The sequence below is a fragment of the Domibacillus sp. genome (genome assembly GCF_031181085.1).
In the GTDB taxonomy this organism is placed as follows: Bacteria; Bacillota; Bacilli; order Bacillales; family Domibacillaceae; genus Domibacillus.
This window is the reverse complement of the sequence record NZ_JAPSLE010000005.1, coordinates 56,051-81,600: the sequence shown is the minus strand read 5'-3', so window position 1 is coordinate 81,600 and position 25,550 is coordinate 56,051. Positions and strand designations below refer to the sequence as shown.

Here is a 25,550-nt window from a genome sequence, read left to right as displayed (position 1 = left end):
CGCTCTCATTCCTTTTTCAATTATAGAACAAAACAAAGCGAAAAAAAAGAAGCCGCCTCAATTGAGACGGCTCCGCTTTTATAACTCGATTACTTCCCCTACTGTCATTACCCGGCCGCTTCCGTTTTGTACCATGGAAACAAAATCTGCGGGATTTTGGCGGATTGGCGGAAATGTATCGTAATGAATAGCGACCGCCGCGTCTTCCGGCCCCATCGTAAAATTGTCCCCGATCGGAAGAAGGGCCAGGTCGATTGGATGACGCTCCGCGATTAGTTTCATATCCGAAAATAAAGCAGTATCACCCGCATGATAAACGGTTTTTCCTTCATTCATAATCAGTACACCCGCCGGCATACCCATATAAAGAAACGTTCCATCTGCCTGCTGAAGCCCTGATCCATGGAAAGCCTGCGTAAATTTGATTTTCCCAAATTCGAATTCCCGGCTTCCGCCAATATGCATCGGATGGGCTTCTACCCCCTGGTGCTGCAGGTAAAGAGCGAGTTCATTGACTGCAATGACGAGCGCGCCGCTTCGCTTGGCAATATCAACCGTATCTCCGACGTGGTCCCCATGTCCGTGTGTAAGAATAATAAAATCCGGATTTTGTTCGTCTGCTCTTAAATCTGTTAAATCATTCCCGCTAATAAACGGATCGATTAGAACTGTTTTTCCGTTTGATCGGATTTTTACAACTGAATGTCCATGATACGATACTTTTATGAGCAGACTCCCTTCTTTAATCTTTAATACATCAAATGGCTTTTCCCTGTCTTTAAAATCTTCAAACCTCTTTAAGAAAGTTTACAGAAATGTTAGACTTACCACTTTTGATTTCCTTTTTTCGAGGTAAAATAAAACTATAAGGGGGAATGAATTATGCTAAAATACAAGCACATCTTAGTAGCGGTAGATGGGTCAAAGGAAGCAGAATGGGCATTTAAAAAGTCTATTCAAATCGCCAAACGAAATGGCGCTTCGCTTAATCTGGTCCATGTCATTGATACCCGCTCATTCGCCGCTATTGAAGCGTATGACCGTTCCATTGCCGACCGGGCAACAAAGTATGGAAATGAACTCTTAGATGATTACAAAAAAGAAGCAGCAGCGGCCGGTGTTACAAACATAAATGTATTTGTTGAATACGGGTCTCCAAAAGCTGTGATTCCAAAAAACGTAGCAAAGCATGTAGAAGCCGATTTAATTATATGCGGGGCCACCGGGCTTAACGCAATGGAACGCTTTTTGATTGGAAGCGTTTCTGAGCATATCACACGGGCAGCCGGATGCGATGTGTTAATTGTCCGTACGGATGATCCTGATGAATAACAAAAAAAAACCGCCACTCCTTTGGCGGTTTTTTTATAGAGAGCGCCACTGATAGCAGCGCCTTAAGCTTTTTACTTAAGCAGTTCTTTTGCCGCTTGAATCTGGTTTTCTACTTGGTCAAAACCAGTGCCGCCAAGAGACTTCCTTCTCTTAACCGCTTCATACGGAGATAGAACGCCGTAAATATCCTCTTCAATCACGCTTGATGCTTCTTTCAGCTCTTCCATAGAAAGATCAAGCAGGAAGCACCCTTTTTGAATGCACGTAAAAACAAGTTTCCCTGTGATTTCATGCGCCTCTCGGAATGGGATGCCTTTTGCAGCCAGGTAATCCGCAAGCTCTGTTGCATTAGAAAAGTCATTTTGCACGGCGTCTTTCATGCGGTCTTCGTTTACCGTCATTGTATCCACCATGCCAGCGAAAATTTTCAAAGAACCGAGAACAGTATGAACAGTGTCAAACATGCCCTCCTTGTCTTCCTGCATATCTTTGTTATATGCAAGCGGCAGTCCTTTTAAAATCGTCAGCAAACTAAACAAGTTTCCATATACACGGCCCGTTTTGCCGCGGATCAACTCTGCCATATCCGGATTTTTCTTTTGCGGCATAATGCTTGAGCCTGTTGAGAACGTATCATCCATCTCGACAAAACGAAACTCCTGGCTTGACCATAAAATAATTTCTTCTGAAAAGCGGGATAAGTGCATCATTAAAATGGATGATGCGCTTAAAAACTCAAGAATGAAATCCCGGTCGCTTACCGCATCCATGCTGTTTTGATAGACGCCGGCGAATCCAAGCAGTTCTGCTGAACGCTCACGGTCAATCGGGAATGTTGTTCCCGCAAGTGCCCCCGCCCCGAGCGGTGATACATCGATCCGTTTAAGCGCTTCTGTGAACCGCTCTTTGTCACGCTGCAGCATCCAAAAATATGTCATTAAATGATGGCCGAATGAAATCGGCTGCGCCCGCTGCAAGTGTGTGTAGCCTGGCGCAATCGTTTCTTTGTGCTGATCGGCTTTCTCCACTAAAACTGATTGAAATTGGCTGATTAGCCCGATAATGTTTTTAACCTGCTTCTTCAGGTACAAATGCATATCTGTAGCAACTTGATCATTCCGGCTTCTTCCGGTATGAAGCTTGCCGCCAACAGGGCCAATCGAATCAATTAAAGCTTTTTCTAAATTTAAATGGATGTCTTCAAGCGAAACCGAAAACTCGATTTCACCGGCTTCGGCTTTCTTCTTTAAAGCCTCAAGTCCTGACTTGATTTGTTCCATTTCTTCACTTGTTAAAATACCTGTTTCACCAAGCATGGTCACGTGGGCGATGCTGCCTTCGATATCCTCGAAAACGAGCTCCTGGTCAAATGAGATGGACGCTCCGAATTCGTCTACCCACTCTTCCGCTGATTTTTGGAACCGGCCGCCCCATAACTTTTTCGTCATGATTACTTAAGCCCCTTCTCTTTATGAACCCGTGAGCTCACAACCGTTGGAAGACCATATAAGTTGATGAAACCAACTGCAGACGCATGGTCAAACGCATCGTCTTTCGAGTATGTTGCAAGGCTTTCATCATACAATGAATACGGCGACTTTCTTCCTTCTACAATTGCATGGCCTTTAAACAATTTTACACGAACTGTGCCTGTTACATATTTCTGTGTATCTTTTAAAAACGCAACAAGCGATTCACGAATTGGGTTAAACCAAAGACCGTCATAAATAATTTCCGTTAAACGTTTTTCAATGACTGGTTTAAAGTGAGCCAATTCTTTTACAAGTGTAATATCTTCAAGCTCTTTATGCGCAGTGATCAATGTCGTCGCACCTGGAGTCTCGTATACTTCACGCGATTTAATGCCGATCAAGCGGTTTTCAATATGGTCAATACGGCCGATACCGTGCTTGCCTGCCACTTCATTTAAGTGAAGAATGAGTTCTGCCAGCTCCATTTTTTCACCATTCACAGATGTTGGAACCCCTTCTTCAAAATCAATTTCAATGATATCCGGCGTGTCCGGCGTATCTTCTAAGTGAGCAGTTAAGTCGTATGCCTCAAGCGGCGGTGCTGCCCAAGGATCTTCAAGAGCGCCACACTCATTAGCACGTCCCCATAAGTTTTGGTCAATTGAGAACGGGCTTTCTTTACCGATTGGCACCGGCACATTATGCTGTTTCGCATATTCGATTTCTTCTTCACGTGACCAAGCCCAGTCACGAACAGGAGCCAATACTTCAAGGTCTGGATTAAGAGCGCGGATCGCCACTTCAAAACGAACCTGGTCGTTTCCTTTTCCTGTGCATCCGTGCGCAACAGCTGTTGCATTTTCTTGTTCTGCGATTTCAACCAGCTTTTTTGAAATAAGCGGACGAGACAGTGCAGATACAACTGGATACTTGTTTTCGTACCATGTATGCCCCTGCAAAGCAACAAGCGCAAAATCTTCCGCGAATTCTTTTTTCGCATCGATCATGTAGCTTTCGACTGCACCAACCTGCAGGGCTTTGTTTTTAATAAATTCAAGATCTTTTCCTTCGCCGACGTCCAAGCAAACCGCTACAACGTCGTATCCTTTTTCTTTCAGCCACGGAATTGCAACGGATGTATCAAGGCCACCCGAATATGCCAGAACTACTTTCTTACCCATCTATATTTCCTCCTCTTTCTTGCGAACAAAAGTATATTTATTCAACGAATCTTATTTTTATTCTTATATTATGTATAAAGAATATCATGTTCAGAGGGGCCTTTCAAGTGGTTTTCTCAAAAAAAATACATTTTTTTGTGTATTTATGTAAAGATTCTGCATATTCAGCTCTTTTGCTATTTTACCCTTTTTCTTTTACTATGGAAGAAACCCGTTAAAAGCAGGTGACCAAATGTTTCAATATGATAAACGCCTGGGCATTCCTCTTCCTGCGCTTCAGCATGACTGGTTTTCTTATTCCGTGAATGAACGCCAGCAGATCACTCTCGAATGGGAAACGATCCGAGGAACCATCCCAGACCGCATCGGCGAACTTGAAGGACAAATTAATAGGAAACAAGCCGCCTTAAATGAAGAAGAGAACTTCGACCAATCGTGCCGGCTGAATACAGAGATCAGTGAGCTTGCTTCTATTATTAATGATTTATGGCTTTGGTTTAGAACGTCGCCAGACGTAGATGAGGCAAAAAAAACACATGCATAAAAAAGAACCGGTTTTTTAATTCCGGTTCTTTTTTTCATGCAAATAACGGTATTGATAGTATCGTTCCGCCAACACTGCTGTTTCGTTTACTGTCCGCCAGCTTGCTCCAATGCCAATGGCCATTGACAGGAGTGGAAGGCCGGATATTTTCTGGCGGCGAAATCCCCTGACAGCTGCCAGCTTGATGATGTATTGCAGCGGCTCCCGCAGCATCGACTCATTGAAGGACCAGCGGCCGTCTATATAAGATGTTCCTTCTTCCACCTCCGTAATCAGCTGCGCCCATCCATCTACTTTCAAATGCTTCGGGAGCATGGCTGTATACAGTACGTGAAGGATAGTTTCTTTCTCAAATGGTTCGTTCAAATCAAAACCATAGGACATCGCAGTTGCTTCAATAACATGCAGCTGAATAACGGGCAGTGAAACCACATCGGCTGCCAGCGGCAAAAGTTTTCCCGTTCCCGTAAGAGCCCCCTGTGCAGCTGCAAGCAGGCGGCTGCGGGCTGTTTGCTGGCTGCTTATGTAATGAAGCTGATCAATGGGCAGGCGGCGCATATGTGCCAGCGTTTCGATTTCATCATCAAAAACCCGCGCTACAGCCAGCACTCGACTGCGTACTTCGTTTTGAAGCTGTGTTTTGTGCATAAACGCATAAATATTCTTTAAACCTTCATCCGCTTTTTCAGCGAGGAGCGTCTGCGTCTCTTCCGGCAGGACAGCTGCGGCCTGGCTTGTAAAAGAATTCGCTTCTTCTGCTGTGCTGTTTTGATCAGCTGCAAGCTGCTGTTCCCACGCCATTAACTCCTCCCAGTAAGCCTGATCCCGTTTTGTCCACATATTGGTCATCCCTTCTGATAATCTGCAAACCACCGATCAATTTTTTGTACAATAGACGCTGTTGCCCTTTTATCCGTTAAAGACGGCATTGCTGCGAGCAATACTTCCTTCGGCTTTTTCACACCCGGTGCTTTTTTCCGGATCATCAAAATACTTTTTGCTGCATTATTGTTTTTAAAAAGGGTTTCCGGCAGCTGGATCACACCTTCGATATACGCTTCTTCCGTTAAAAAAGCCTGCAGCTTTTTCGCTTCCGGCGATTCGAAAAGACCATTTGGAATAATAAAGAAAAGCTGGCCGCCCGGCTTGGTGTGATGTAAGCTCTGTTCAATAAACAAATGATGTGCATATGAATGGCCGCTGTCCGCTTTTAGCTTGTAAGAAGAAGCCCGAGCATCATTTGGATAATAGCCAACCGGCAGGTCGCATACAACAACATCAACTGGATCGATTAAAAGCGGCTCCAGCGCGTCCTGGTTATACAGCGTAATAGGATGGTGCAGGAGGTTGGCTCCCGCATATGCCAGCTTAAGCAGCACATCATCAAGGTCAACTCCGTACGCTTCCACCTTGCCGTCAAACTCATTTAACACAGTGGCCACGAGGTTTCCCGTTCCAATAGTTGGGTCAAGCAGGGTAAAAGAAGTGTTTTTTCCCATGCTTTTTCTTAATAAATAAGCGATAAACAAACCGATTGAGTCCGGTGTCATTTGATGATTGGGCTGCACATGCTCTTTCATGCCCTTTAAAATAGCGAGCTGAAACGCTTTGCGGATCGCTTCTTTTGAATAGCGGTCAAGCTGTGCGCTGCTGTAAAGCTTTTGCAGGCGTTTTTCATCCATCTCATTTAATTCTTCCTGGATAACATCCCCGTGAAAAAGATTTTCTGCCGTTTCACCGAGCGCTTCTAAATAGGGAATAGACAAAAGACGGCTTAGAAGAGCGGCCGATTCATCGAATACCCCAAATAAATTTTCTACTGTTAATTCCTGTGTCATAAAAAAACCTCACTTTCCTGTCGAAAAAAACAGCCGGCTCCGACAAAATGTCAAAGCCGGCTGCAAACCGAACCTGTACTAAATTAGTTTGCTGCTTTTGCAGCTTCAATTGCTGCGGCGTAGTCTGGATGATCTGTTCCTTCTCCAACATATTCCACGTATGTAACAGTGTCGCTTGAATCGATTACAAAAACAGAACGAGCCAAAAGGCGAAGTTCCTGCATTCCAATGCCGTACGCTTGTGCAAATGAAAAATCACGGTGATCTGATAATGTTTTCACATTTTCAAGACCCGCTGCTGCACACCAGCGTTTTTGAGCAAATGGAAGGTCAGCCGAAATGGTTAATACTTCAACGTTGTCCAATTGGGCTGCTTCTTCGTTAAAACGGCGTGTCTGCGCATCGCAAACACCTGTATCAATCGAAGGCACTACACTGATTAAACGCACTTTGCCTGCTGTGTCTGCAAGCGTGACTGGAGATAAGTCATTTGCCAAAACAGTAAAGTCCGGCGCTTTGTCTCCTACCTTTACTTCATCGCCAATCAATGTCATTGGATTGCCTTTAAATGTTACGTTTGCCATCTATAATTCCCTCCACATTCTGCATTATACATACATCATACTGAATCGACCAATGCCATTGCAATGAAAAAGAGTTAAATAACGGCTTTTTTCTTTTGAGCCGTTTTTAATTGAGCAAATGTAAAAACAACGAGCGCACTCCAAATAAAAGAAAACGACAGCAGCTGGGATGGTGTAAAAGGCTCATGGTATAAAAACACACCGAGCAGCAGCGTCATTGTCGGAGCAATATACTGTAAAAAACCAATTAAGTAAAGCGGTATTTTTTGGGCGCCGTGACCAAACAAAAGAAGGGGAACGGCTGTCAGTACGCCTCCTCCGATAAGCAGAAGATCCGTTTGTACACTGCCGGAAAACAATTGAAGGGTTCCGCTCGATGAAAGAAAAGCCAAATATAAAACAGCGATCGGCGTCACAACAGCTGTCTCGATCGTCAATCCCACTGCAGCATCCATTCTGATCATTTTCTTAGCCAGTCCGTAAAGCGCAAACGAAACCGCCAGTGATATCGATACCCACGGAAAAGAGCCATAGGAAAAAGTCATAATGAGCACACCGCATGCCGCCAGAATAAAAGAAAGGATTTGTGCTTTTGAAAGAGCTTCTTTCAATACAAGAATACCAAGCAGCACACTCATAAGCGGATTGATATAATAGCCCATGCTTGTTTCAATAATATGGTTGTTGTTGACTGCCCAAATAAACACAAACCAGTTAATGCTGACTAAAACAGAAGCCGTTGCAAGTGCCGCCGCTTTCTTAGGGTGAGCGGTAATTTCTTTTAACACTTGTCCCAGCGGAGCAAACTTTCTCATCAGAACAAGCAGCAAAATCATAAAAACAAACGACCATATCACGCGGTTAGCGAGTATTTCATAAGCGGATACACCGCTGACCAGCTTCCAGTAAATCGGAATCAAGCCCCATATTACATACGAACCGGCTGTATAGATCATGCCGGCTTTTCGTTCGTCCTGCATTTTTTCACCTCATTTATTTCTATACACGAAATATTTGTTAAAAGAAGCCGCGCTCACAGGCGCGGTGTTTTACAAAAGATCGTCCATTTCTTCTTCAATGTTTGGAAGCAACATTGTCTCGGTTGATTGAATCGCTTCTTTAATAAGCGGTTCAAAGTCTAAAAAGCTTTCAAAAAACTGGACTTTTTCCGTTTTCGGCTTTGTTTTTGGTGCAGCCGGCGTAAAAATCGTGCAGCAGTCTTCAAATGGAAGAATCGAAATATCATGCGTACCGATTTTGCGGGCAATATTCATGATTTCGAGTTTGTCTGCTGCAATGAGCGGCCGAAGAACTGGTGTGTTGGTTACATCATTGATCGCAGCCATGCTTTCCATCGTCTGGCTGGCTACCTGTCCAAGGCTCTCTCCTGTGACAATAGCCAGAGCGCCGGTCTGTTCACGAATGCGGTCAGCAATGCGCATCATAATCCGCCGTGTTGAGGTCATTGTATAGTTTTCCGGCACCTGCTTGTGAATCGTTTCTTGAATCTTCGTAAACGGCACGATATGCAGACGGACATTGCCGCCATATGTTGTCAGTACGTTTGCCAAATCAATCACTTTTTGTTTAGCCCGGTCGCTTGTATAAGGAGGGCTGAAAAAATGGACTGCTTCGATTTCGACGCCGCGCTTCATCATCATGTAACCGGCAACCGGACTGTCAATTCCGCCGGATAAAAGAAGAACCGCTTTACCTGAAGCGCCCGCTGGCATGCCGCCTGCTCCAGGAATCGTTTCTGAAGATAAATAAACCCCTTCTTCTCTTACTTCGATCGTTAAGACGAAATCCGGATTTCGTACATCTACCGTTAATTGTTCCGTTTTTCGTAAAACAAAGCTGCCAATTTCATGATTCAACTCATGCGTATCAAGCGGAAACTGTTTGTCTGCCCGGCGTGTATTGACTTTGAACGAAGCCGGTTTGCCATCCATCGCTTTTTCAACCAGCGCCAGTGCTGCTTCTTTTATGTCATCAATATTCTGCGCTGTTTTCATTACTGGGCTGAAGGATTGAATGCCCGACACATGGACAAGCGCATCCTTTACTTTGTCAAAAGATGCTCCATTTAAATAAAGAAACATCCGATCCCGCTGCGCTTCTACACCAATTCGATCATCTTTTAACAAACGTTTAATATTGGTTTTCATTTTATTTGTAAATTTACTCCGGTTCCGTCCTTTTGTAGACATTTCACCGTACCGGATCAATACGCGGTCATAATTCATGTTCGTTCATTCCTTTTTTTTGCGAGCGTTGGAACGACGCGGTCCAACGCTTCGATAAATTGTTCAGCTTCCTTCATCGTATTGCGGGATGACAAGCTGATGCGAATTGCCGAAGCCGCAAGTTCGCTGCTGATGCCCATCGCCTGAAGCACCCGGCTTGGCTTTGCGAGCTTCGAAGAACAGGCGCTGGTCGTTGAAACAATCACTTCTTCCTGTTCAAGGGCATGTACAAGAACTTCCCCCTTTAATCCAGGAAAAGATAAACTTAAAATATGTGGAGCTGACTGAGCAACCGGAGTATGGATGTTTACCCACGGACGTTTTCCCAGTTCATGATACAGCCATTCGGTGATGTGCCGCACCGGTTCCATATCCGACTCAAACGCCATACGAACGGCTTTTGCCAGTGAAGCTGCTCCAGCCGTATGCTCTGTACCGCTTCGGAAGCCGCTTTCCTGCCCGCCGCCCGAAAGCAAAGGAGCAAGGTGGATACCGTGCTTTTTAAATAAAAAGCCTGTGCCATTTAATCCATGCAGCTTATGACCGGATACAGACATCAGGTGAACACCCCAACCCTCCAAGTTAAGCGGCACTTTGCCGAACCCCTGAACAGCATCTACATGAAATAGTGTTTGCGGATGCTGCTGGATGATACGTCCGATCTCCTGGATGGGCTGCACCGCACCCGTTTCATTGTTCACGTGCATAACAGAAACTAAAATCGTTTCATCTGTTATCGCCTGCTCAATATCCGCCGGCGTCACAACCCCGTTTGCTGACGGCTTTACGTACGTCACCCGAAATCCTTCCTGTTCGAGATCGCGGCATGCCTCAAAAACAGAAGGATGCTCAATTTGAGTCGTGACGATGTGCCGTCCCCTGCCCTTGTAGAATTGTGCCGTACCTTTGATCGCCAGGTTATTGGATTCTGTACCGCCCGACGTAAAAATAATTTCGGACGCTGACACTCCACATAGCGAAGCCACTTGAGTACGCGCTTTTTGAAGAAATCGTTCTGCCTCCATACCTGCATGATGAAGGGAAGACGGATTGGCGAAGAAACGCTTGCTTGCTTTTATAAATGTCTCGAGCACCGAATCATCGGGCATCGTTGTCGCACTGTTGTCAAAATAGATCATAGGCGCCGCTCCTCATTTTTTTTACCTATCCATGTTAGCATATTGAGTCAAAAAAAGCCGCCTCTTTTTCTCGAGGCGGCTCTGCATTATCATTGTTCTTGTTTGAACTGGGCATCAAACTTTTTGAGTCCTTTGGAATCCACCCTGTCGATCGCTGTCGCGCACAGTTCCAATGCTTTACTGTAATCTGCTTGGCGAAAAGCGAGCTCGGCTTCATTCAGTTTAGGTCCCACAGCAGGGTGAGTGCGGCGGTACCGGTTGCCAAACTGAATCATTCGTTCTGCCAGCGCCACTTGATCAATCAGCTCGTCTGTTTTATTAGCAAGATGATCAATCGAGGCACTTGCTGCATCCAGCTGTTCCCGCACCGCTTTCATATTTAACGGTTTTTCATTCAAGTGTGTATTCGTCTGCTGAATACGTACACGCGCATCTTCACTCATTTCCCGGTAATAATCTGGGATATCCGGCAGATTGCTTTGCTTTACTTTCCGCATAATCTGCTGAAGCTGGTTTCTGAGTCCGTACAGTTCCTCTGCCGCCTCTACCTCGTCTTTTCGAAGCGTTTGAAGGAAAGCAGCAAAGCCCTGCTGCTCTTTTTTCATTTCGGCGATACGGACCTGGATTTCTTTTAATTCATCATGAAGGAACGAATAAGCCGTTTTTTCTTCCTGAATGCGCCCGTGTAAAATTTCATATTGTTTCTCAAGATGGTAAATTTCCTCTTTTAGCCGTTTCGGCACATCGGATTCTTCTCCGCTGAGCTGATAGCTTTGTTTCACGAGATCGGTTTCTTCGAGCAGCTCCTCGTTCTGGTCACTGATCCCGGCAATAGCCGTACCTGTTTCACCTTCATCTTTTAACACTTGATGCTTCGCCATCACTTCTTTTTCAAGCAGATCATAGAAAAATTCGATACTGTCTCTGGCATCGGACACAATAAGCTCTGTTTCTCCTACTTCTGTTTTCAAAAGAAGATCGCGTCCGCGGCTCAGCTCTTCTTTTAAAGCAGCTGTTTCTTTTTCAATCTGTAAATGATCGAGCAGATAGCCGTCCTGCTTCATTTCCTTATAGCCATGCTCAATTTCCGATAATTGAGCCGGAAGCGTATGGTTTACCTCTGTCATTAAAATAGGAATGCGCGACATCTTATGCTCCATCGCATCCATTTCCGCTTGAATTTCCATTAACAGCTCCCGCGCTTCAAGATAGTTGCCTTCTTCTGTTAAATCGGCGAACTTTTCAAAACGGCCTGCAAGCACTTCAAGCTGCACCTCAAGCACGGATGCCGCTTTGCCAAAAGTGTGACGATGAGCAAGCAGTCTTTTTCTCGCTTCACGCTGGCGTGTGTGCATGTCTTCACCTTCGGACCGGTTTTTTTCCTCACTTCCAACCAGCTGATCGAGTTCCGATAAAATATTATTTACTTTTTTTTCAATTTGATGGAGGCGGCTTTCAATCTCATTATTTGTTTTTTTGGCGGCGCCAAATCGAAATTTATCCGTCTGCTCTTCTGAAAGAAAAAGCTTTTCATCCACAGCCGGAAGATCGATGGTTACGACCTCGTCCCATTCGGTGCGCCATCTATCAAACAGAGCCTCTGTCTGCCCTGTCATATTAAGTCTTTTTACTTTAGCCAGCTCTTCATGAACCGGCCGGTGAAGCAGTTCTGTTTTCTTCATATCCAGCCGATCGATTTCAGCCCTGTTTTTTTTCTTATTCATCAGTGTATAGATGAAAAAAACAAGTACGACAATGATCGCTCCAATGACAAATTCCACCCTCATAAGCCCCCTCGTAACCACGAATAAATAGTATGTATAGAAAGAAAACGCCTCATTGCGTCCTTTCAGTCAATTGCGTATAATTTCACTATCATTAATAATAGCATGATTGTCCACATTTTTAATGGGAACTTACGTTTTTTTAAGCGGGTTTTCACAAAAAAATGTCAAAATAAGTGCTTTTTAAAAGAAAAAGGAGTTTTTTCGCATGCTTAGAGACGGACATATTCATACACGATACTGCCCACACGGCTCAACCGATTCTTTAGATCAGTATATTGAGCGTGCACTTGAGCTTGGCTTTTCAGAAATTACGTTTACAGAACACGCACCGCTGCCGGACCACTTTATAGACCCTGCACCAAACCGGGACAGTTCTATGCGAAAAAGCGACCTTGAACAGTATTTAAAAGAAGTGGAAAACGCGAAAAAGCAATATGCCTCTTCTCTTACCATCTATACCGGTCTGGAAGTAGATTTCATCACAGGTTTCGAAGAAGCAACCACTCAATTTCTAACAGAATACGGGCCCTTTTTAGATGATGCGATTTTATCCGTTCATTTTCTTCCGTTGAACGAACGATTTGTCTGCGTCGACTTTAGTGAAGAAGAATTTGGACGAATTATAAAAGAAGCCGGATCGATTGAATTTGTCTATGAATTATACTATGATACCGTATTGAAGTCTGTACAAGCAAATCTCGGAGCTTTTAAGCCAACCCGAATTGGACATATTACGCTTGCGCGTAAATTTCAGCTCCTATATCCGTGCACAACATCGTTCGAGCCGCATATAAACCGCTTGCTGCAGGCCATTAAACTGGCCAATTATTCGCTTGATTATAACGGGGCCGGGTTTGTTAAACCGCTTTGCGGTGAAACATATCCTCCTCTTGATATTGCCCGTGCCGCTCATTCGCTCGGTATTCCGCTCGTTTACGGATCAGATGCTCACGCGGCTGCCGGCATTGGTCAGGGTTTAGAGCAAATTGACCGTACTATTATAATAGAAGGAAGTGTTTAAACATGTTTCAAACCGCCGCTTACTCTGGCACAAAACCAGAACAATATTCACTTGTAAATAAGCAGTTAGAAGCACTGCTGACAGGAGAAACGAATACGATTGCCAATTTAGCCAATGCGTCGGCTCTTCTTGGCCAATTCCTTCCCCGGATTAACTGGGTTGGGTTTTACGTACTCGATGAAAACAAAAACGGACTCGTACTTGGGCCTTTCCAGGGGCTTCCTGCCTGTGTCCGCATTCCGTTCGGCAAAGGCGTATGCGGAACAGCTGCTGCTGAGCGAAAAACACTTCGTATTGAAGATGTACATGCATTTCCGGGACACATCGCCTGTGACGCGGCATCCCGGTCTGAAATTGTCGTTCCTTTAATCAAAGATGGCGAGCTGCTGGGTGTGCTCGATATTGACAGCCCGGAAACAAACCGTTTTGACGAAGAGGATGAAGAAGGACTAGTTCAGTTTGCCGAAACACTCGTCCGCTTTTTATAAGAAAAGGTTGACACTATAATAGGCATGTTATATACTATTCTTTGTGTAAAATAAATGCAGCCTATGTGTTCGCTGTTTAGATGTCATTTTGTTTCTTTATCCGGTATCAATCTGGAAAAGGGGCATCGTGTAACCCGTTGCTGCAGGGCGATGGTGCATGAAAACAAAATGTGCTGGCAGTTATTCACACCGGTTTTTATTTTACAACAAAATAAAAACACAGAAGGAGGAGTCATTCAATGGCTCGTTACACAGGTCCAAGCTGGAAAATCTCCCGCCGTCTAGGCATTTCTCTTAGCGGTACAGGTAAAGAAATCGAAAAACGCCCTTACGCTCCAGGTCCACACGGCCCGAACCAGCGTAAAAAGATGTCTGAATACGGACAACAACTTCAAGAAAAACAAAAACTTCGTCACATGTACGGCGTGACTGAGCGTCAATTCCGTAACTTGTTTGACCGCGCTGGTAAACTAAAAGGCGTATACGGTGAAAACTTCATGATTCTTCTTGAATCACGTCTTGACAACCTTGTATACCGTTTAGGTCTTGCCCGCACTCGTCGTCAAGCTCGTCAGCTTGTTAACCATGGTCATATCACAGTTGATGGAAAACGTCTTGACATTCCATCATACCAAGTGAAAATCGGTCAAACAATCGGCGTTCGCGAAAAATCAAGCAACTTCTCAATCATCAAGGAAGCAGTAGAAGTAAACAACTTCGTACCTGACTACTTGACGTTTGATGCTGATAAACTTGAAGGTACGTTCACTCGTCTTCCAGAGCGTTCTGAACTTCCAGCAGAAATCAACGAAGCGCTTATCGTAGAGTTCTACTCTCGTTAATTTTATCGCTTTATGGATTTACGCAAAACACCAGCTGTTATATATAACAGCTGGTGTTTTTTTATGCTCAATAGATTTATATCATCTCTTCATACAAAGGAAATTGAATCGTTACTGTTGTTCCTTTTTCTTTTACACTTTGAAAACGGATCGTTCCTTTATATTTTTTCACGATATTGAAGCAAATCATTAAGCCAAGACCGGTTCCTTTGCTTTTTAATGAATAAAAAGGAGTGCCCAGTGATTGAATTTCCGTTTCGGACATGCCCTTTCCATGATCAATAATGCAGATTTCTACGTTCTGTTTAACCCGTTTTGCCCGAACAAGTACAGAATGACCTTCTTCAGACGCTTCTATCGCATTTTTAATGAGATTAATACATAATTGCTTGAATTCTATTTGATTGGCCGCAATCATACACTCTTCCTCCGCTTCTAACTCAATCCGGTTTGCATGCAGCAATCCATATGAATGGAGCAGGCTCACTACACTATAGAGACTTTCTTTTATCTTTATTTTTTCCATACTCACTTCTTTGCTTGGCGCAGAAAGCGATAAAAATTGAGAAATTACTTCCTCCGCCGTATCGAGCTCATCTATCATTAAAGCAAAGTGCTTTTTTGCTTCTTCATCGTATGAAGAGTCTTGTTCATACAGCTGTAAAAATCCTTTTACGACCGTTAGCGGATTTCTTATTTCATGTGCAACTGCAGCCGCTAATTGTCCAGCTGTTTTAATTCGCTCCGCCTGCTGAATTTGTTCATAATAAAGACGCTGTTTTTTAATTCGTAAGTAGGTCAGATAAAAAAGAAGGCACAAGATAATCTGGCTGCCGAAAAAGTTAATCATATTTCCGATCAGATCCTGCTTCATTAAAACATACAGTCCGCCTTTTTGAGTGATCATGACATAACTCACAATACTTGTAATAGCGGCCGTATTCATAAACAGCGTTAAATAAAAAAGTTTTGGATCAAAGAATAAAATGGAGATAGCCGGAATCAAACAAATGTAAATAAACGTAGACCACGTATCTGGATAAAGGAAGAAAATCGTATAAAAATAAGCGATGGCTGCCGAAATGAGCACAGTTTTCATCACCCGGTTTTGAAAAGCAGGATACATGAGAAGGCACAAAGAAACTGCGGCTACAAGAAGCACATGCATCGTAAAGATTGAATCCATTTGATGAAAATGAGGATTCCCCCACAATAATCCTGTTATCATGGCTGCTATTACAAATCCCATTCCAATATAATAGTTTCTTTTTAAATTAAAATATGTATTCATCTGATATAATTACTCCCTGACTTCATCACAAAATGGATTGACTCTTATTTTTCTCTGCTCTTTATTTTACCATAAAACAGCAATCCCTATTTATCGATCGAAAAAGCAAAAAAACCGTCCCCTTTGCGTGACGGTTTTTTGAATGCATATGCACTTTATTGATTACTTGTACTGAACTAAAAAGTACTTCTTTTTCCCGCGGCGGATGACAGTGAATCGGCCGTCCATTTTGTCTTCTTCCGATAAAACATAAGCCGTGTCTGTCATTTTTTCACCGTTGATCGATACAGCACCGTTTTGCACATCTTCACGCGCCTGGCGTTTTGATGGAGAAATTTTAGCGTCGACAAGCAGGTCAACAATGTTTGGAAGCTCTCCTTCTGCCGTGTAGCTTGGAACGTCCTTAAGCCCTTGCTCGATTTCATCAGCAGATAATGACTTAATGTCACCGCTGAACAGCGCTTTTGTAATATTGATCGCTTGAGCCAGCGCTTCTTCTCCATGAATGAGACGTGTCATTTCTTCTGCAAGCGCTTTTTGTGCTTTACGAAGATGCGCTTCTTCTTTCATTGATGCTTCAAGTGCTTCAATTTCCTCTTTTAAAAGGAACGTAAAAATTTTCAAGTAGCGGATTGTATCAGCGTCCGCTGTGTTAATCCAAAACTGGTAAAATTCGTAAGGAGATGTTTTCTCCGGATCAAGCCATACTGCGCCGCTTTCAGTTTTTCCGAATTTTGTTCCGTCTGATTTCGTTACTAGCGGGATGGTAAAGCCGTATGCCTGCTCGCCTTCTGGGTTTAGTTTACGGATCATTTCAAGGCCGGTTGTAATATTGCCCCATTGATCACTGCCCCCAATTTGCATGCGGCAGCCGTGGTTTTTATGAAGATAGTAGAAATCCATCGCCTGTAAAATTGTATAAGCAAACTCTGTGAATGATATGCCGCTTTCAAGCCGTGATGCAACTGTATCCTTGGCCAGCATGTAGTTCACACCGATATTTTTTCCGAAGTCACGCAGGAATGTCACTACATCCATAGACCCGATCCAGTCGTAGTTATTGACAAGAACAGCGCCATTTTCACCTTCTACTGAGAATATTTTTTCCAGCTGGGCACGAAGGCCATTCACATTTTTTTGCACCTGATCCATCGTCTGCAGCGTACGTTCTTCTTTTTTCCCGCTCGGGTCGCCGATTGTTCCCGTCGCTCCACCCACCAGTACAATAGGCTTATGGCCGTGCTGCTGGAAGCGGCGCAGTGTTAAAAACGGCAGCAGATGGCCGATATGCATACTGTCTGCTGTCGGATCGACACCGCAGTACAAGGCAATTTTTTCATCTTTTAGCATTTTTTCAATGCCTTCTTCGTCTGTCTGCTGGTAGACGATGCCCCGCCATTTTAAGTCTTCTAACAATTCCATATTATCCTCTCCCTTTTCAACAAAAAAACGCCCCTGCAATCAATGCAGGGACGCTGTTTACGCGCGGTACCACCCAGGCTTGAGAAAAAAATTATTCTCCACTCTATACCGGTAACGACGGCAGACGTCAGCCGCTACTTGTTGTTCACGGCGAAAGCTCCGGGAGGTAATTCATCTCACTGTTTGTGCTTTCTTCCACCAGCCGAAAGCTCTCTTTGTAACAGGGACAGCAGACTACTTGTTCCGTTCATCGCTTTGTTTATTGAATATAACACACATTGTAGCCTGCACCACTTTGTTTGTCAAATGGAAATTGTCTGTTGTTACATGCTGCTCCTGCTTCACTAAAAAAGCTGCTCCGCTTTTTTTACGGAGCAGCCGTTCAAACTTGTTAGTCTTCCATCGTCGATAAATCGCCCGTTGGCAGATCAAGCTCCCAAGCTTTCAAGACGCGGCGCATAATTTTGCCGGAGCGTGTTTTCGGAAGCTTGTCACGAAACTCAATTTCACGTGGAGCAGCGTGAGCAGCAAGGCCTGTTTTAACAAATTGGCGGATTTCCTCTTTTAAGTCGTCCGATTGTTCATATCCGTCACGAAGCGCAATAAATGCTTTGATCACTTCGCCCCGGACCGGGTCTGGTTTTCCAATCACCCCTGCTTCGGCAATAGCTGGATGCTCAACAAGCTTGCTCTCTACTTCGAATGGGCCGACGCGCTCACCAGCTGTCATAATGACGTCATCTACGCGGCCTTGGAACCAAAAATAACCGTCTTCATCCATGTATGCGGAATCTCCGGATACATACCAGTCACCCGGCATAAAATAAGATTCGTATTTGGCTTCATTGTTCCAAATCGCCGCCATCATAGATGGCCAGCCTTTTTTAATCGCCAGATTGCCCATTCGGTTTGGCGGCAGCTCATTGCCCTGGTCATCTACAATCGCTGCTTTCAGTCCGGGAATCGGTTTACCCATAGATCCCGGGCGAATATCCATTGACGGATAGTTACAAATCACTTGAGCGCCTGTTTCTGTCATCCACCATGTATCGTGAATGCGAAGGTCAAAAACTTTTTTACCCCAGCGTACAACCTCTGGATTTAATGGCTCTCCAACACTTAAGATATGGCGCAGGGACGACAGATCAAACTTTTTCACAACTTCGTCACCAGCGCCCATCAGCATGCGGAAAGCTGTTGGCGCACTGTACCAAACGCTTACTTTATACTCTTCAATCGTTCCATACCATGCCTCCGGACTGAAGCGTCCCCCAACAATGACGTTTGTAGAGCCTGTCAGCCATGGGCCGAAAATGCCATAAGCTGTACCTGTTACCCAGCCCGGGTCCGCTGTACACCAGTATACGTCATTCTCCTGCAGGTCAAGCACCCACTTGGCTGTCTGATATTGCTGAATCATTGCATTATGTACGTGCAAAACCCCTTTAGGTTTTCCGGTCGAACCAGATGTGTAATGAAGCAGCATCCCATCTTGACGATCTACCCATTCAATCCCAAACTGGTCTGATGCTTCTTTCCACTTTTGCATAAAATCTATTTGCTTTTCGTCCTCTTCTACGCTGTCGGACACGATAAATACTTTTTCCAGCTTCGGCAGCTCATCCACTGGAACACGGCTTGCAAGCTCCGGCGTCGTAATAATCATGCGTGCCTCGCTGTCTTCCAGACGGTCCCGGACAGCCCCTTCCATAAATGCTTCAAACAATGGTCCTACAATAGCTCCTGCTTTAATAGCCCCTAATGCTGCGAAATAAAGCTCTGGTGAACGCGGCATAAAAATAAAGACACGATCTCCTTTTTGAAGATCTCCGTATTGCTTTAGTACATTGGCTGCTTTGTTTGTATTTGCTTTCATCTCTGCGAACGTGTACTGCTCACTGCGGCTGGCATCCCGGTAATAAAGCGCCACTTTTTCCCCTTTGCCAGACTCGGCATGACGGTCAATCGCTTCATATGCCGCATTTACTTTACCTGTCTGGGACCAGGAAAAAGCTTTCTCTGCTTCTTTCCAATCAAAAGAGGCATACGTTTGATCATAATCTGCTAAATTATAATTTCCCTGTACAGCTGATAGCGCTTCCAATTTCATAAACCGATTCCCCCTTTTGTATGATGAATGCCCCCTTATTATATAACACATCCAGATTTTTCACAATTTATACAAAATTAAAATTATGAAGATTGTAAGGATTCTATGAAAATTTAGTGAAAACGCTTTATTTATTGTTTATTTATGTATATGGTTAGGATAGAAGATTTATGAAGGCGGTGACCTAATGGAACATATCAAAACCTATTATTCGAAAGAATTACAAACACCCAGCGGGACACTGATTGTAGAAGGTCCTATTGAGCCGGAACAGCTTGCAGAGTACAAGTTCCATGAAGGACTGGTAGCATTTCGCCAGCCTGACCAGCAACTTGAAGCTCTTATTGAAATTGCGGGTCTTCCCGAAGGGCGGATTATTATTGCAAGAAATGATCAAACGATCGTTGGGTATGTTACTTTTTTGTATCCCGACCCTCTAGAGCGGTGGTCAGAAGCAAAACTTGATAATCTTATTGAGCTTGGCGCGATTGAAGTAGCGCCGGATTACCGGGGAGCCCGGGTTGGCCAAACGCTGCTGCACGTTGCCATGATGGACGACCAAATGGAGGAGTATATCACCATCACCACCGAATATTATTGGCATTGGGATTTAAAAGGAACCGGTTTAAATGTGTGGGAATACCGTAAAATCATGGAGAAAATGATGGGTGCTGGCGGACTTGTATGGTACGCAACAGACGATCCGGAAATCAGCTCTCATCCTGCGAATTGTTTAATGGTCCGAATTGGTTCAAGAGTAGATCAGGAATCAATTCAAAAATTTGACCAGGTGCGTTTTATGAACCGCTTTATGTATTAAGAAAGGAGGGCTGACAAGTGGTCCTTGAAGAAATTATGAAAGTTCATATACATACACTTACCCCTGATGATACGATCGGGGCCGCTCTTCAGCTTTGCCGTGACCATAAAATCCGCCATATCCCTATTTTAGATGCAGATCATACATCGGCCGGACTGGTGACTGATCGAGACATAAAAGACGCGACACCCTCCATTTTAAAACAAGAAAACGGCTCTGAACAATTAAACAAGCCGCTCAGTCTTATTATGAAAACAAATGTAATTACAGGACACCCGCTCGATTTTGTTGAAGATGCCGCTGCAACCTTTTATGAGCATCATATCAGCTGCCTGCCCGTTGTTCAAAACGGCAAAGTGATCGGGCTGGTGACAGAAACCGACGTTCTTCATACTTTTGTAGAACTCACGGGTGTTAACCAGCCTGGTTCACGCGTCGAAGTCCGTGTGGAGAATAGGGCAGGGGTTTTATATGAGATTTTACATGTGGTGCATCATCGGAGGGTAAATGTACAAAGTGTTCTTGTTTATCCGGACCGCACAGCTGCAACACATAAAGTGATTGTTTTACGCATTCGAACGATGAATCCGGTCGGCGTCATCGACGATTTGAAAAAAGAAGGCCACGAGGTGCTTTGGCCAAACATGCCGGGGATTCGTTCATGAACCATGATGCCGTTTTTATCTATTCCGATCAATTATTGCGATATCGGTTTTCAGAACATCATCCCTTTAATCAGTTTCGCCTTACGCTTACCCTTGATTTGCTTCGTCACCTGAATGCATTGGGCGACAGCCAGATCATTGAACCTCGTATGGCAGGTGATGAAGAGTTGACGCTTATTCATGACCATGAGTATGTAGAAGCAGTAAAAAAAGCGGGACGCGGTGAATTGCCTGAATCAGTCGGTGAAGGATTCGGACTTGGCACAGAAGATACACCGATGTTTAAAGACATGCATGAAGCAAGTGCTTTTCTGGTCGGCGGCGCTTTGACCGCGGCTGACCAGGTAATGACCGGCCGGGCCAATCATGCCATTCATCTAGGCGGCGGTCTTCATCATGGATTTCGCGGCAAAGCGTCCGGCTTTTGCATTTATAACGACAGTGCCGTTGCGATCAAGTATTTGCAAAAAAAGTATAAAGCACGGGTTTTATATGTAGATACAGATGCCCACCACGGCGATGGTGTACAGTGGGCTTTTTATGATGATCCGGATGTGGCAACATATTCGATTCATGAAACAGGGCGTTACCTTTTCCCCGGAACAGGCAATGTAACAGAGCGAGGACATGGACAAGGCTATGGTTATTCTTTTAATGTACCGCTCGATGCATTTACAGAAGATGAGTCCTGGCTCGCTTCCTATGAAACGACACTGCGTGAAGTGACGCACTTTTTCAAGCCGGACGTGATTTTAACGCAAAACGGTGCGGACGCCCATTATTATGACCCGCTAACGCACTTGTCCGCTACGATTAACATTTACAAGCATATTCCGGCACTGGCCCATGAGCTCGCTCACGAATATTGTGATGGCCGCTGGATTGCGGTTGGCGGGGGCGGCTATGATATATGGCGTGTTGTTCCGCGCGCTTGGTCTCTACTATGGCTCGAGATGAGCGGACAGCAGCATCTTGCCGCAACATTTCCAGAGGGCTGGACGGCAAAGTGGCAGCCGAAAGCACCGCATCCCCTTCCCTCGTCCTGGACAGATCCGCCTGATATGTACCCTGCTATCCCGCGAAAAAGTGAAATTATAGAAAAGAACCAGCTGACGGTGGACAAGCTTCTTTATCCGCTCCGTGATCAAAAAAAATAACCGGACAGACACAGTTTGTTTTTACACTGTGCCCGCCCGGTTTTTATTGTTTATGCTGTTTTTTTATGCTTTCGTTGAGCCGCGCTTTTCAATGCGGTGCGGCAGTACCACGACTGAGTTTTCTACTTCTTCCTTGTTCATCAGCTTTGTTAACAAACGCATTGCAACGGCACCAATATCATATAGCGGCTGCGCAACCGCTGTCAGTTGAGGACGCACCATCAGAGACAGCTTTGTTGAATCAAAGCTGACCACTTCAAGATCATCTGGAATAGACAGACCCGCTTCTTGAGCTGTGTGAACAACACCAAGAGCCATCTCGTCATTGTAAACAAATACAGCTGTTGGCTTTTCATCTGCTTCGCTTAGCTTCTCCCATGCTTCAATTCCAGAATCATATGTGTAATCGCCTTCTACAACAAGGGATTCATCGTAAAGACCCGCTTCTTCAAGCACCTCTTTGTATACCGCAAGCGCATACTCTGTGTTGATCACATCGTGGAACGGGCTGGCTACATAAGCAATACGCTTATGCCCATTTTCAATTAAAGACTGCATTACCTCACGAGCGGCCTCTTTGTAATCGATATTAACAGAAGCTGTTTTTCCAGATGTTTCAACAGACCCCGCCAGCACAACCGGTACTGGTGAACGGTCAAATTCTTTTACATGCTCTTCTGTAATGTGATTGCCCATAAAAATAAGGCCGTCTACTTGTTTGCCAAGCATCGTTTGAATTAAATGCATCTCTTTTTCTTCATTTTGATCTGAGTTGCTTAAAATAATGTTGTACTTATACATAGTCGCAATATCTTCAATTCCGCGCGCAAGTTCTGCATAGAAAATATTTGAAATGTCAGGGATGATTAATCCGACAGTTGTTGTTTTTTTGCTCGCTAGCCCACGTGCAACCGCATTTGGACGATAGCCTAAACGCTCGATTACATCATTTACTTTCTTTCTTGTTGCCGGTTTCACATTCGGGTTTCCATTTACTACGCGCGATACTGTCGCCATCGACACGTTTGCCTCTCTTGCTACATCATAAATCGTAATATTCATCGGGTAATAGCTCCTTTTCGTTTCTTTCTCTCTATATTAACGAAAAAAGGCTCCTGTGCAAACACAGGAGCTCTAATTTTATGCTTTTACCGGTACAGATTTTAAAATCTCATCATAAAATTCATCAAATTGTTGCAAATTCATCTGCTGCGCTGCATCAGACAGTGCAACGGCCGGGTCCGGATGCACTTCTGCCATAATTCCGTCTGCCCCGATTGCGATACCTGCTTTTGCCGCCGGAAGAAGAAGATCACGGCGTCCAGTTGAATGCGTAACATCCACGAAAACAGGAAGATGCGTTTCTTGTTTTAAAATTGGCACCGCGGTAATGTCAAGCGTGTTTCGCGTAGCACGTTCATAAGTTCGAATGCCCCGCTCGCAAAGAATGACTTGATTGTTTCCTTGGGCAAGAATATACTCTGCTGCATTAATAAATTCATCAATGGTAGCCGCTAAACCACGTTTCAACAAAATAGGCTTTTTCACAGCCCCTGCTGCTTTTAAAAGCTCAAAATTTTGCATGTTACGGGCACCGATTTGAATGACATCGATATAGTCACAGGCCGTTTCAATATCAGCCGGATTGACAATTTCGCTGACAACAGCAAGGTCAAATTCATCTGCTACGCGCTTTAAAATTTTCAGCCCCTCTAAGCCAAGTCCCTGGAAATCATATGGAGACGTACGCGGCTTGTAAGCACCGCCACGGATCATTTTCAACCCTTTGCCTTTGATCGATTTTGCCACTTCTGCTACTTGCTCGTACGATTCAACCGCGCAAGGTCCAAAAACAAACGTAACATTGCCATCTCCTACTTTATGTCCCCGCACCGTCACAACAGTATCTTCTTGCTTTTTCTTTCTTGAAACAAGAAGCGCTTTTCGATGATCATCTTCTTGAAGTTCAAGACCTGCTTTGAAAATTTCTTTGAAAATATGTTCAATAGTGGAACGTTCAAACGGTCCATCGTTTTTATCTAGTAAATTATTAAGCATAGAGCGTTCACGAACTGGATCATAACGGTTAACACCTTGTTTTTCTTTGATGCGCCCGATTTCTTGAACAAGTTCTGCCCGTTCGTTAATTAACTTTAGCAGCTGGACATTCATTTCATCCACTCTGCTTCTTAACTGTTCTAGTTCCTGATTGCTCACATGTCTCATCCTTCCACACTGATATAATCGAAATATTTCCTCAATTCAAAGCAAACAAATGCCGTTTTCAATTCTTAATTACATTTATTATAAATCAACCGTTTAGAAAAGTCACGATAATTTTACTTTATTACCAAAACGCTTTTAAGCGTTAAAGCAAAAGGACCAAAAAACCCAAACGAATTTCGTTTGGGTTTGACTTATAGAACGGAAGCAAGTTGGTCTTTTGTAATTTTCCAGTGAGATTCATTCCACTCCGGTTTTCCATTTTTAAAATAAATCACCTGAGGAGATTCATGTCGAATATCCGTCACCTGAGCAATATGATTGGATAATTCCCGCGCTTCCTGGACCGCCAGGTAGACCCCCTGCTGACCAGAAGCAGGGTCTTTTATAAATGATTCGTATGATTCGTATGCGGCAGCACTGATGGGGCATGTGGTACTATGCTTTAGTAAAAAGAAAGGCTCGTTTCTTTCCAAAAGTTCTTCAAACTCCGCAATATACATAATCTTCTGCATACTGACAGCTCCTTTTTCAAAATGAAAAACCGGAACAAGTCCGGCCTCTTCTTATTTGTTGTTAAACTTTTTATTTGAGTTGTTGTTATTTCTGTTACTATTGTTATTATTGTTATTATTGTTATTTAAACCGCCGTTTTTCTTTTTTTCATTAATACCTTTGTCAGCCGGATCCACCCATCCGGCAGAAGTAGCATTCGTTGATGCTGTTGTGCTCGAAACCGTTGCTGTCGAGGTTGAGGTTGATGTATTGCTTGATGTATTGCTGCTTGTTTGATTTGAATTATTTTTTGCTTTTTCTGCTTCATCAAACGCTTTTTTTGTTTCATCAAGCTTTGTTTTAGCTGTATCAGCTGATGTATCTACTTTATCTTTTACCGCTTCTGCTACGCTGTCTACAACCGATTTTGCATCTTCTTTTTTCTCATCCAGCGATGCCGAATTCATTGTTCCAGTTCCTGAGTCAGCATTGTCAGATGACTTCATGGACTTCACTTTATCCATTAAAGTAGAAGATTTTTCCTGTACTACGCTTGTTAAAGAAGATGTTTTATCTTTTGCCGTATCTGTTAAGCCGCTGGCACGCTCTTTTAAAGAGCCGGCCTGCGAATTTAAGCTGCTGCGCAGTTCTGTACCTGATTTGGGTGCAAGCATCAAAGCGGCCGCAGCACCAACAACTGCACCAAAGATAGCGCCTGTAACAAAGTCTTTCGTACTCATTGACTCTTCATAATCATAACGGTCTGTATTTAAATCAAAGCTGTCATATTGAGGCTGAGCCTGAATTGGATATTGAGGTGAATTAACCCCATTCTTTTTAATATTAAACTGATCATATGTGTTTTTAGTTCTCATGGGTAAACGCTCCTCTTC

At 44.0% G+C, this 25,550-nt stretch carries 25 protein-coding genes and 1 other annotated feature; of the genes, 8 read left to right on the top strand and 17 right to left on the bottom strand.

The genetic code is table 11. The features are described from left to right. Positions 1-78: 78 nt before the first annotated feature. A complete protein-coding gene (locus tag RIN81_RS09310; RefSeq protein WP_309089862.1) occupies positions 79-726 on the bottom strand; it encodes a metal-dependent hydrolase in 648 nt (215 codons plus the stop codon). A gap of 156 nt (positions 727-882) precedes the next feature. Between RIN81_RS09310 and RIN81_RS09305 the strand changes: the two genes are divergently transcribed. Beyond that, the gene (locus tag RIN81_RS09305; RefSeq protein WP_375164526.1) at positions 883-1,332 is read left to right on the top strand and encodes a universal stress protein; all 450 of its coding nucleotides are present in this window, start codon (positions 883-885) and stop codon (positions 1,330-1,332) included. Between the two features lie 71 nt (positions 1,333-1,403). Here the strand turns inward: RIN81_RS09305 and argH are convergent, their stop codons facing one another. Beyond that, positions 1,404-2,780, bottom strand: a complete 1,377-nt coding sequence (gene argH / locus RIN81_RS09300; RefSeq protein ID WP_309089536.1) for an argininosuccinate lyase — start codon at positions 2,778-2,780, stop codon at positions 1,404-1,406. Between the two features lie 2 nt (positions 2,781-2,782). Continuing rightward, on the bottom strand, positions 2,783-3,985 hold the full coding sequence (locus tag RIN81_RS09295) for an argininosuccinate synthase (RefSeq protein ID WP_242233250.1): 1,203 nt from the start codon (positions 3,983-3,985) through the stop codon (positions 2,783-2,785). A gap of 232 nt (positions 3,986-4,217) precedes the next feature. On the opposite strand from RIN81_RS09295, the gene RIN81_RS09290 reads away from it, so the two are divergent. After that, positions 4,218-4,529: a hypothetical protein gene (locus RIN81_RS09290; RefSeq protein WP_309089534.1), complete on the top strand. Its 312-nt coding sequence runs from the start codon at positions 4,218-4,220 to the stop codon at positions 4,527-4,529. 15 nt (positions 4,530-4,544) lie between these two features. On the opposite strand, the gene RIN81_RS09285 is transcribed toward RIN81_RS09290, so the two are convergent. The 7 genes from RIN81_RS09285 to ezrA form a co-directional block, all read right to left on the bottom strand. After that, a complete protein-coding gene (locus tag RIN81_RS09285) occupies positions 4,545-5,369 on the bottom strand; it encodes an EcsC family protein (protein ID WP_309089532.1) in 825 nt (274 codons plus the stop codon). A gap of 5 nt (positions 5,370-5,374) precedes the next feature. After that, positions 5,375-6,367, bottom strand: coding sequence for a class I SAM-dependent methyltransferase (locus tag RIN81_RS09280; protein ID WP_309089530.1), 993 nt, complete (start codon positions 6,365-6,367; stop codon positions 5,375-5,377). An 83-nt stretch (positions 6,368-6,450) separates the two neighbouring features. Next, entirely contained in the window at positions 6,451-6,951 is a 501-nt protein-coding gene (tpx, locus tag RIN81_RS09275) for a thiol peroxidase (RefSeq protein ID WP_309089528.1), read from the bottom strand. 74 nt (positions 6,952-7,025) lie between these two features. Continuing rightward, complete coding sequence (gene rarD, locus RIN81_RS09270; RefSeq protein WP_309089526.1) at positions 7,026-7,931, bottom strand: EamA family transporter RarD; 906 nt, start codon at positions 7,929-7,931, stop codon at positions 7,026-7,028. A gap of 69 nt (positions 7,932-8,000) precedes the next feature. Then, positions 8,001-9,197, bottom strand: coding sequence for a tRNA uracil 4-sulfurtransferase ThiI (gene thiI / locus RIN81_RS09265; protein ID WP_309089523.1), 1,197 nt, complete (start codon positions 9,195-9,197; stop codon positions 8,001-8,003). Next, positions 9,194-10,336, bottom strand: a complete 1,143-nt coding sequence (locus RIN81_RS09260; protein ID WP_309089521.1) for a cysteine desulfurase family protein — start codon at positions 10,334-10,336, stop codon at positions 9,194-9,196. Before RIN81_RS09260 ends, thiI begins: the two co-directional genes overlap by 4 nt. An 89-nt stretch (positions 10,337-10,425) precedes the next feature. Further along, on the bottom strand, positions 10,426-12,117 hold the full coding sequence (ezrA, locus tag RIN81_RS09255) for a septation ring formation regulator EzrA (protein ID WP_309089519.1): 1,692 nt from the start codon (positions 12,115-12,117) through the stop codon (positions 10,426-10,428). A gap of 211 nt (positions 12,118-12,328) precedes the next feature. Here ezrA and hisJ point away from each other — a divergent pair, with 211 nt between their 5' ends. From hisJ to rpsD, 3 genes are all read left to right on the top strand, one after another. Then, on the top strand, positions 12,329-13,144 hold the full coding sequence (gene hisJ, locus RIN81_RS09250; protein WP_309089517.1) for a histidinol-phosphatase HisJ: 816 nt from the start codon (positions 12,329-12,331) through the stop codon (positions 13,142-13,144). Positions 13,145-13,146: 2 nt separating this feature from the next. Next, complete coding sequence (locus RIN81_RS09245) at positions 13,147-13,632, top strand: GAF domain-containing protein (protein ID WP_251269668.1); 486 nt, start codon at positions 13,147-13,149, stop codon at positions 13,630-13,632. A gap of 239 nt (positions 13,633-13,871) precedes the next feature. Beyond that, a complete protein-coding gene (gene rpsD, locus RIN81_RS09240) occupies positions 13,872-14,474 on the top strand; it encodes a 30S ribosomal protein S4 (protein WP_242233239.1) in 603 nt (200 codons plus the stop codon). A 76-nt stretch (positions 14,475-14,550) separates the two neighbouring features. Here the strand turns inward: rpsD and RIN81_RS09235 are convergent, their stop codons facing one another. The 3 genes from RIN81_RS09235 to acsA all read right to left on the bottom strand — a co-directional run bounded on the left by RIN81_RS09235 (position 14,551) and on the right by acsA (position 19,297). Further along, complete coding sequence (locus tag RIN81_RS09235; protein WP_309089515.1) at positions 14,551-15,765, bottom strand: ATP-binding protein; 1,215 nt, start codon at positions 15,763-15,765, stop codon at positions 14,551-14,553. A 162-nt stretch (positions 15,766-15,927) separates the two neighbouring features. Beyond that, a complete protein-coding gene (gene tyrS / locus RIN81_RS09230) occupies positions 15,928-17,187 on the bottom strand; it encodes a tyrosine--tRNA ligase (protein ID WP_309089512.1) in 1,260 nt (419 codons plus the stop codon). A 43-nt stretch (positions 17,188-17,230) separates the two neighbouring features. Continuing rightward, positions 17,231-17,447, bottom strand: a binding site (T-box leader). A gap of 131 nt (positions 17,448-17,578) precedes the next feature. Further along, positions 17,579-19,297 carry an acetate--CoA ligase gene (gene acsA, locus RIN81_RS09225; RefSeq protein ID WP_309089510.1) on the bottom strand — a complete coding sequence of 573 codons (1,719 nt, stop codon included), beginning with the start codon at positions 19,295-19,297 and terminating at the stop codon, positions 17,579-17,581. A 187-nt stretch (positions 19,298-19,484) separates the two neighbouring features. Between acsA and RIN81_RS09220 the strand changes: the two genes are divergently transcribed. Genes RIN81_RS09220 through RIN81_RS09210 form a run of 3 tightly spaced genes read left to right on the top strand, consistent with a single transcriptional unit; the run spans position 19,485 to position 21,939 of the window. Next, entirely contained in the window at positions 19,485-20,117 is a 633-nt protein-coding gene (locus tag RIN81_RS09220) for a GNAT family N-acetyltransferase (protein ID WP_251269674.1), read from the top strand. Between the two features lie 17 nt (positions 20,118-20,134). Further along, positions 20,135-20,782 carry an acetoin utilization AcuB family protein gene (locus tag RIN81_RS09215; RefSeq protein WP_309089507.1) on the top strand — a complete coding sequence of 216 codons (648 nt, stop codon included), beginning with the start codon at positions 20,135-20,137 and terminating at the stop codon, positions 20,780-20,782. Then, entirely contained in the window at positions 20,779-21,939 is a 1,161-nt protein-coding gene (locus RIN81_RS09210) for an acetoin utilization protein AcuC (protein WP_309089505.1), read from the top strand. The genes RIN81_RS09215 and RIN81_RS09210 overlap by 4 nt, the downstream gene beginning before the upstream one ends. A 63-nt stretch (positions 21,940-22,002) precedes the next feature. Here RIN81_RS09210 and ccpA read toward each other — a convergent pair whose 3' ends face one another. The 4 genes from ccpA to RIN81_RS09190 form a co-directional block, all read right to left on the bottom strand. Beyond that, entirely contained in the window at positions 22,003-23,001 is a 999-nt protein-coding gene (gene ccpA, locus RIN81_RS09205; protein WP_309089503.1) for a catabolite control protein A, read from the bottom strand. Positions 23,002-23,079: 78 nt separating this feature from the next. Further along, positions 23,080-24,156: a bifunctional 3-deoxy-7-phosphoheptulonate synthase/chorismate mutase gene (locus RIN81_RS09200; RefSeq protein WP_309089501.1), complete on the bottom strand. Its 1,077-nt coding sequence runs from the start codon at positions 24,154-24,156 to the stop codon at positions 23,080-23,082. Positions 24,157-24,356: 200 nt separating this feature from the next. Next, positions 24,357-24,677 (bottom strand): bacillithiol system redox-active protein YtxJ, encoded by a 321-nt coding sequence (gene ytxJ, locus RIN81_RS09195; protein ID WP_309089499.1) that lies wholly within the window; start codon positions 24,675-24,677, stop codon positions 24,357-24,359. Between the two features lie 51 nt (positions 24,678-24,728). Further along, positions 24,729-25,532 carry a YtxH domain-containing protein gene (locus RIN81_RS09190; protein ID WP_309089497.1) on the bottom strand — a complete coding sequence of 268 codons (804 nt, stop codon included), beginning with the start codon at positions 25,530-25,532 and terminating at the stop codon, positions 24,729-24,731. Positions 25,533-25,550: the final 18 nt, after the last annotated feature.

Bases quoted from the DNA above. Each gene is read 5' to 3' on its own strand.
- tyrS (WP_309089512.1), bottom strand. From the start codon at position 17,187: ATGGAATTGTTAGAAGACTTAAAATGGCGGGGCATCGTCTACCAGCAG.
- rpsD (WP_242233239.1), top strand. From the start codon at position 13,872: ATGGCTCGTTACACAGGTCCAAGCTGGAAAATCTCCCGCCGTCTAGGC.
- RIN81_RS09190 (WP_309089497.1), bottom strand. From the start codon at position 25,532: ATGAGAACTAAAAACACATATGATCAGTTTAATATTAAAAAGAATGGG.
- RIN81_RS09305 (WP_375164526.1), top strand. From the start codon at position 883: ATGCTAAAATACAAGCACATCTTAGTAGCGGTAGATGGGTCAAAGGAA.
- rarD (WP_309089526.1), bottom strand. From the start codon at position 7,931: ATGCAGGACGAACGAAAAGCCGGCATGATCTATACAGCCGGTTCGTAT.
- tpx (WP_309089528.1), bottom strand. From the start codon at position 6,951: ATGGCAAACGTAACATTTAAAGGCAATCCAATGACATTGATTGGCGAT.
- argH (WP_309089536.1), bottom strand. From the start codon at position 2,780: ATGACGAAAAAGTTATGGGGCGGCCGGTTCCAAAAATCAGCGGAAGAG.
- hisJ (WP_309089517.1), top strand. From the start codon at position 12,329: ATGCTTAGAGACGGACATATTCATACACGATACTGCCCACACGGCTCA.
- RIN81_RS09210 (WP_309089505.1), top strand. From the start codon at position 20,779: ATGAACCATGATGCCGTTTTTATCTATTCCGATCAATTATTGCGATAT.
- RIN81_RS09280 (WP_309089530.1), bottom strand. From the start codon at position 6,367: ATGACACAGGAATTAACAGTAGAAAATTTATTTGGGGTATTCGATGAA.
- RIN81_RS09290 (WP_309089534.1), top strand. From the start codon at position 4,218: ATGTTTCAATATGATAAACGCCTGGGCATTCCTCTTCCTGCGCTTCAG.
- RIN81_RS09295 (WP_242233250.1), bottom strand. From the start codon at position 3,985: ATGGGTAAGAAAGTAGTTCTGGCATATTCGGGTGGCCTTGATACATCC.
- RIN81_RS09235 (WP_309089515.1), bottom strand. From the start codon at position 15,765: ATGAATACATATTTTAATTTAAAAAGAAACTATTATATTGGAATGGGA.
- RIN81_RS09245 (WP_251269668.1), top strand. From the start codon at position 13,147: ATGTTTCAAACCGCCGCTTACTCTGGCACAAAACCAGAACAATATTCA.
- RIN81_RS09220 (WP_251269674.1), top strand. From the start codon at position 19,485: ATGGAACATATCAAAACCTATTATTCGAAAGAATTACAAACACCCAGC.
- acsA (WP_309089510.1), bottom strand. From the start codon at position 19,297: ATGAAATTGGAAGCGCTATCAGCTGTACAGGGAAATTATAATTTAGCA.
- ytxJ (WP_309089499.1), bottom strand. From the start codon at position 24,677: ATGCAGAAGATTATGTATATTGCGGAGTTTGAAGAACTTTTGGAAAGA.
- RIN81_RS09260 (WP_309089521.1), bottom strand. From the start codon at position 10,336: ATGATCTATTTTGACAACAGTGCGACAACGATGCCCGATGATTCGGTG.
- RIN81_RS09285 (WP_309089532.1), bottom strand. From the start codon at position 5,369: ATGTGGACAAAACGGGATCAGGCTTACTGGGAGGAGTTAATGGCGTGG.
- thiI (WP_309089523.1), bottom strand. From the start codon at position 9,197: ATGAATTATGACCGCGTATTGATCCGGTACGGTGAAATGTCTACAAAA.
- ccpA (WP_309089503.1), bottom strand. From the start codon at position 23,001: ATGAATATTACGATTTATGATGTAGCAAGAGAGGCAAACGTGTCGATG.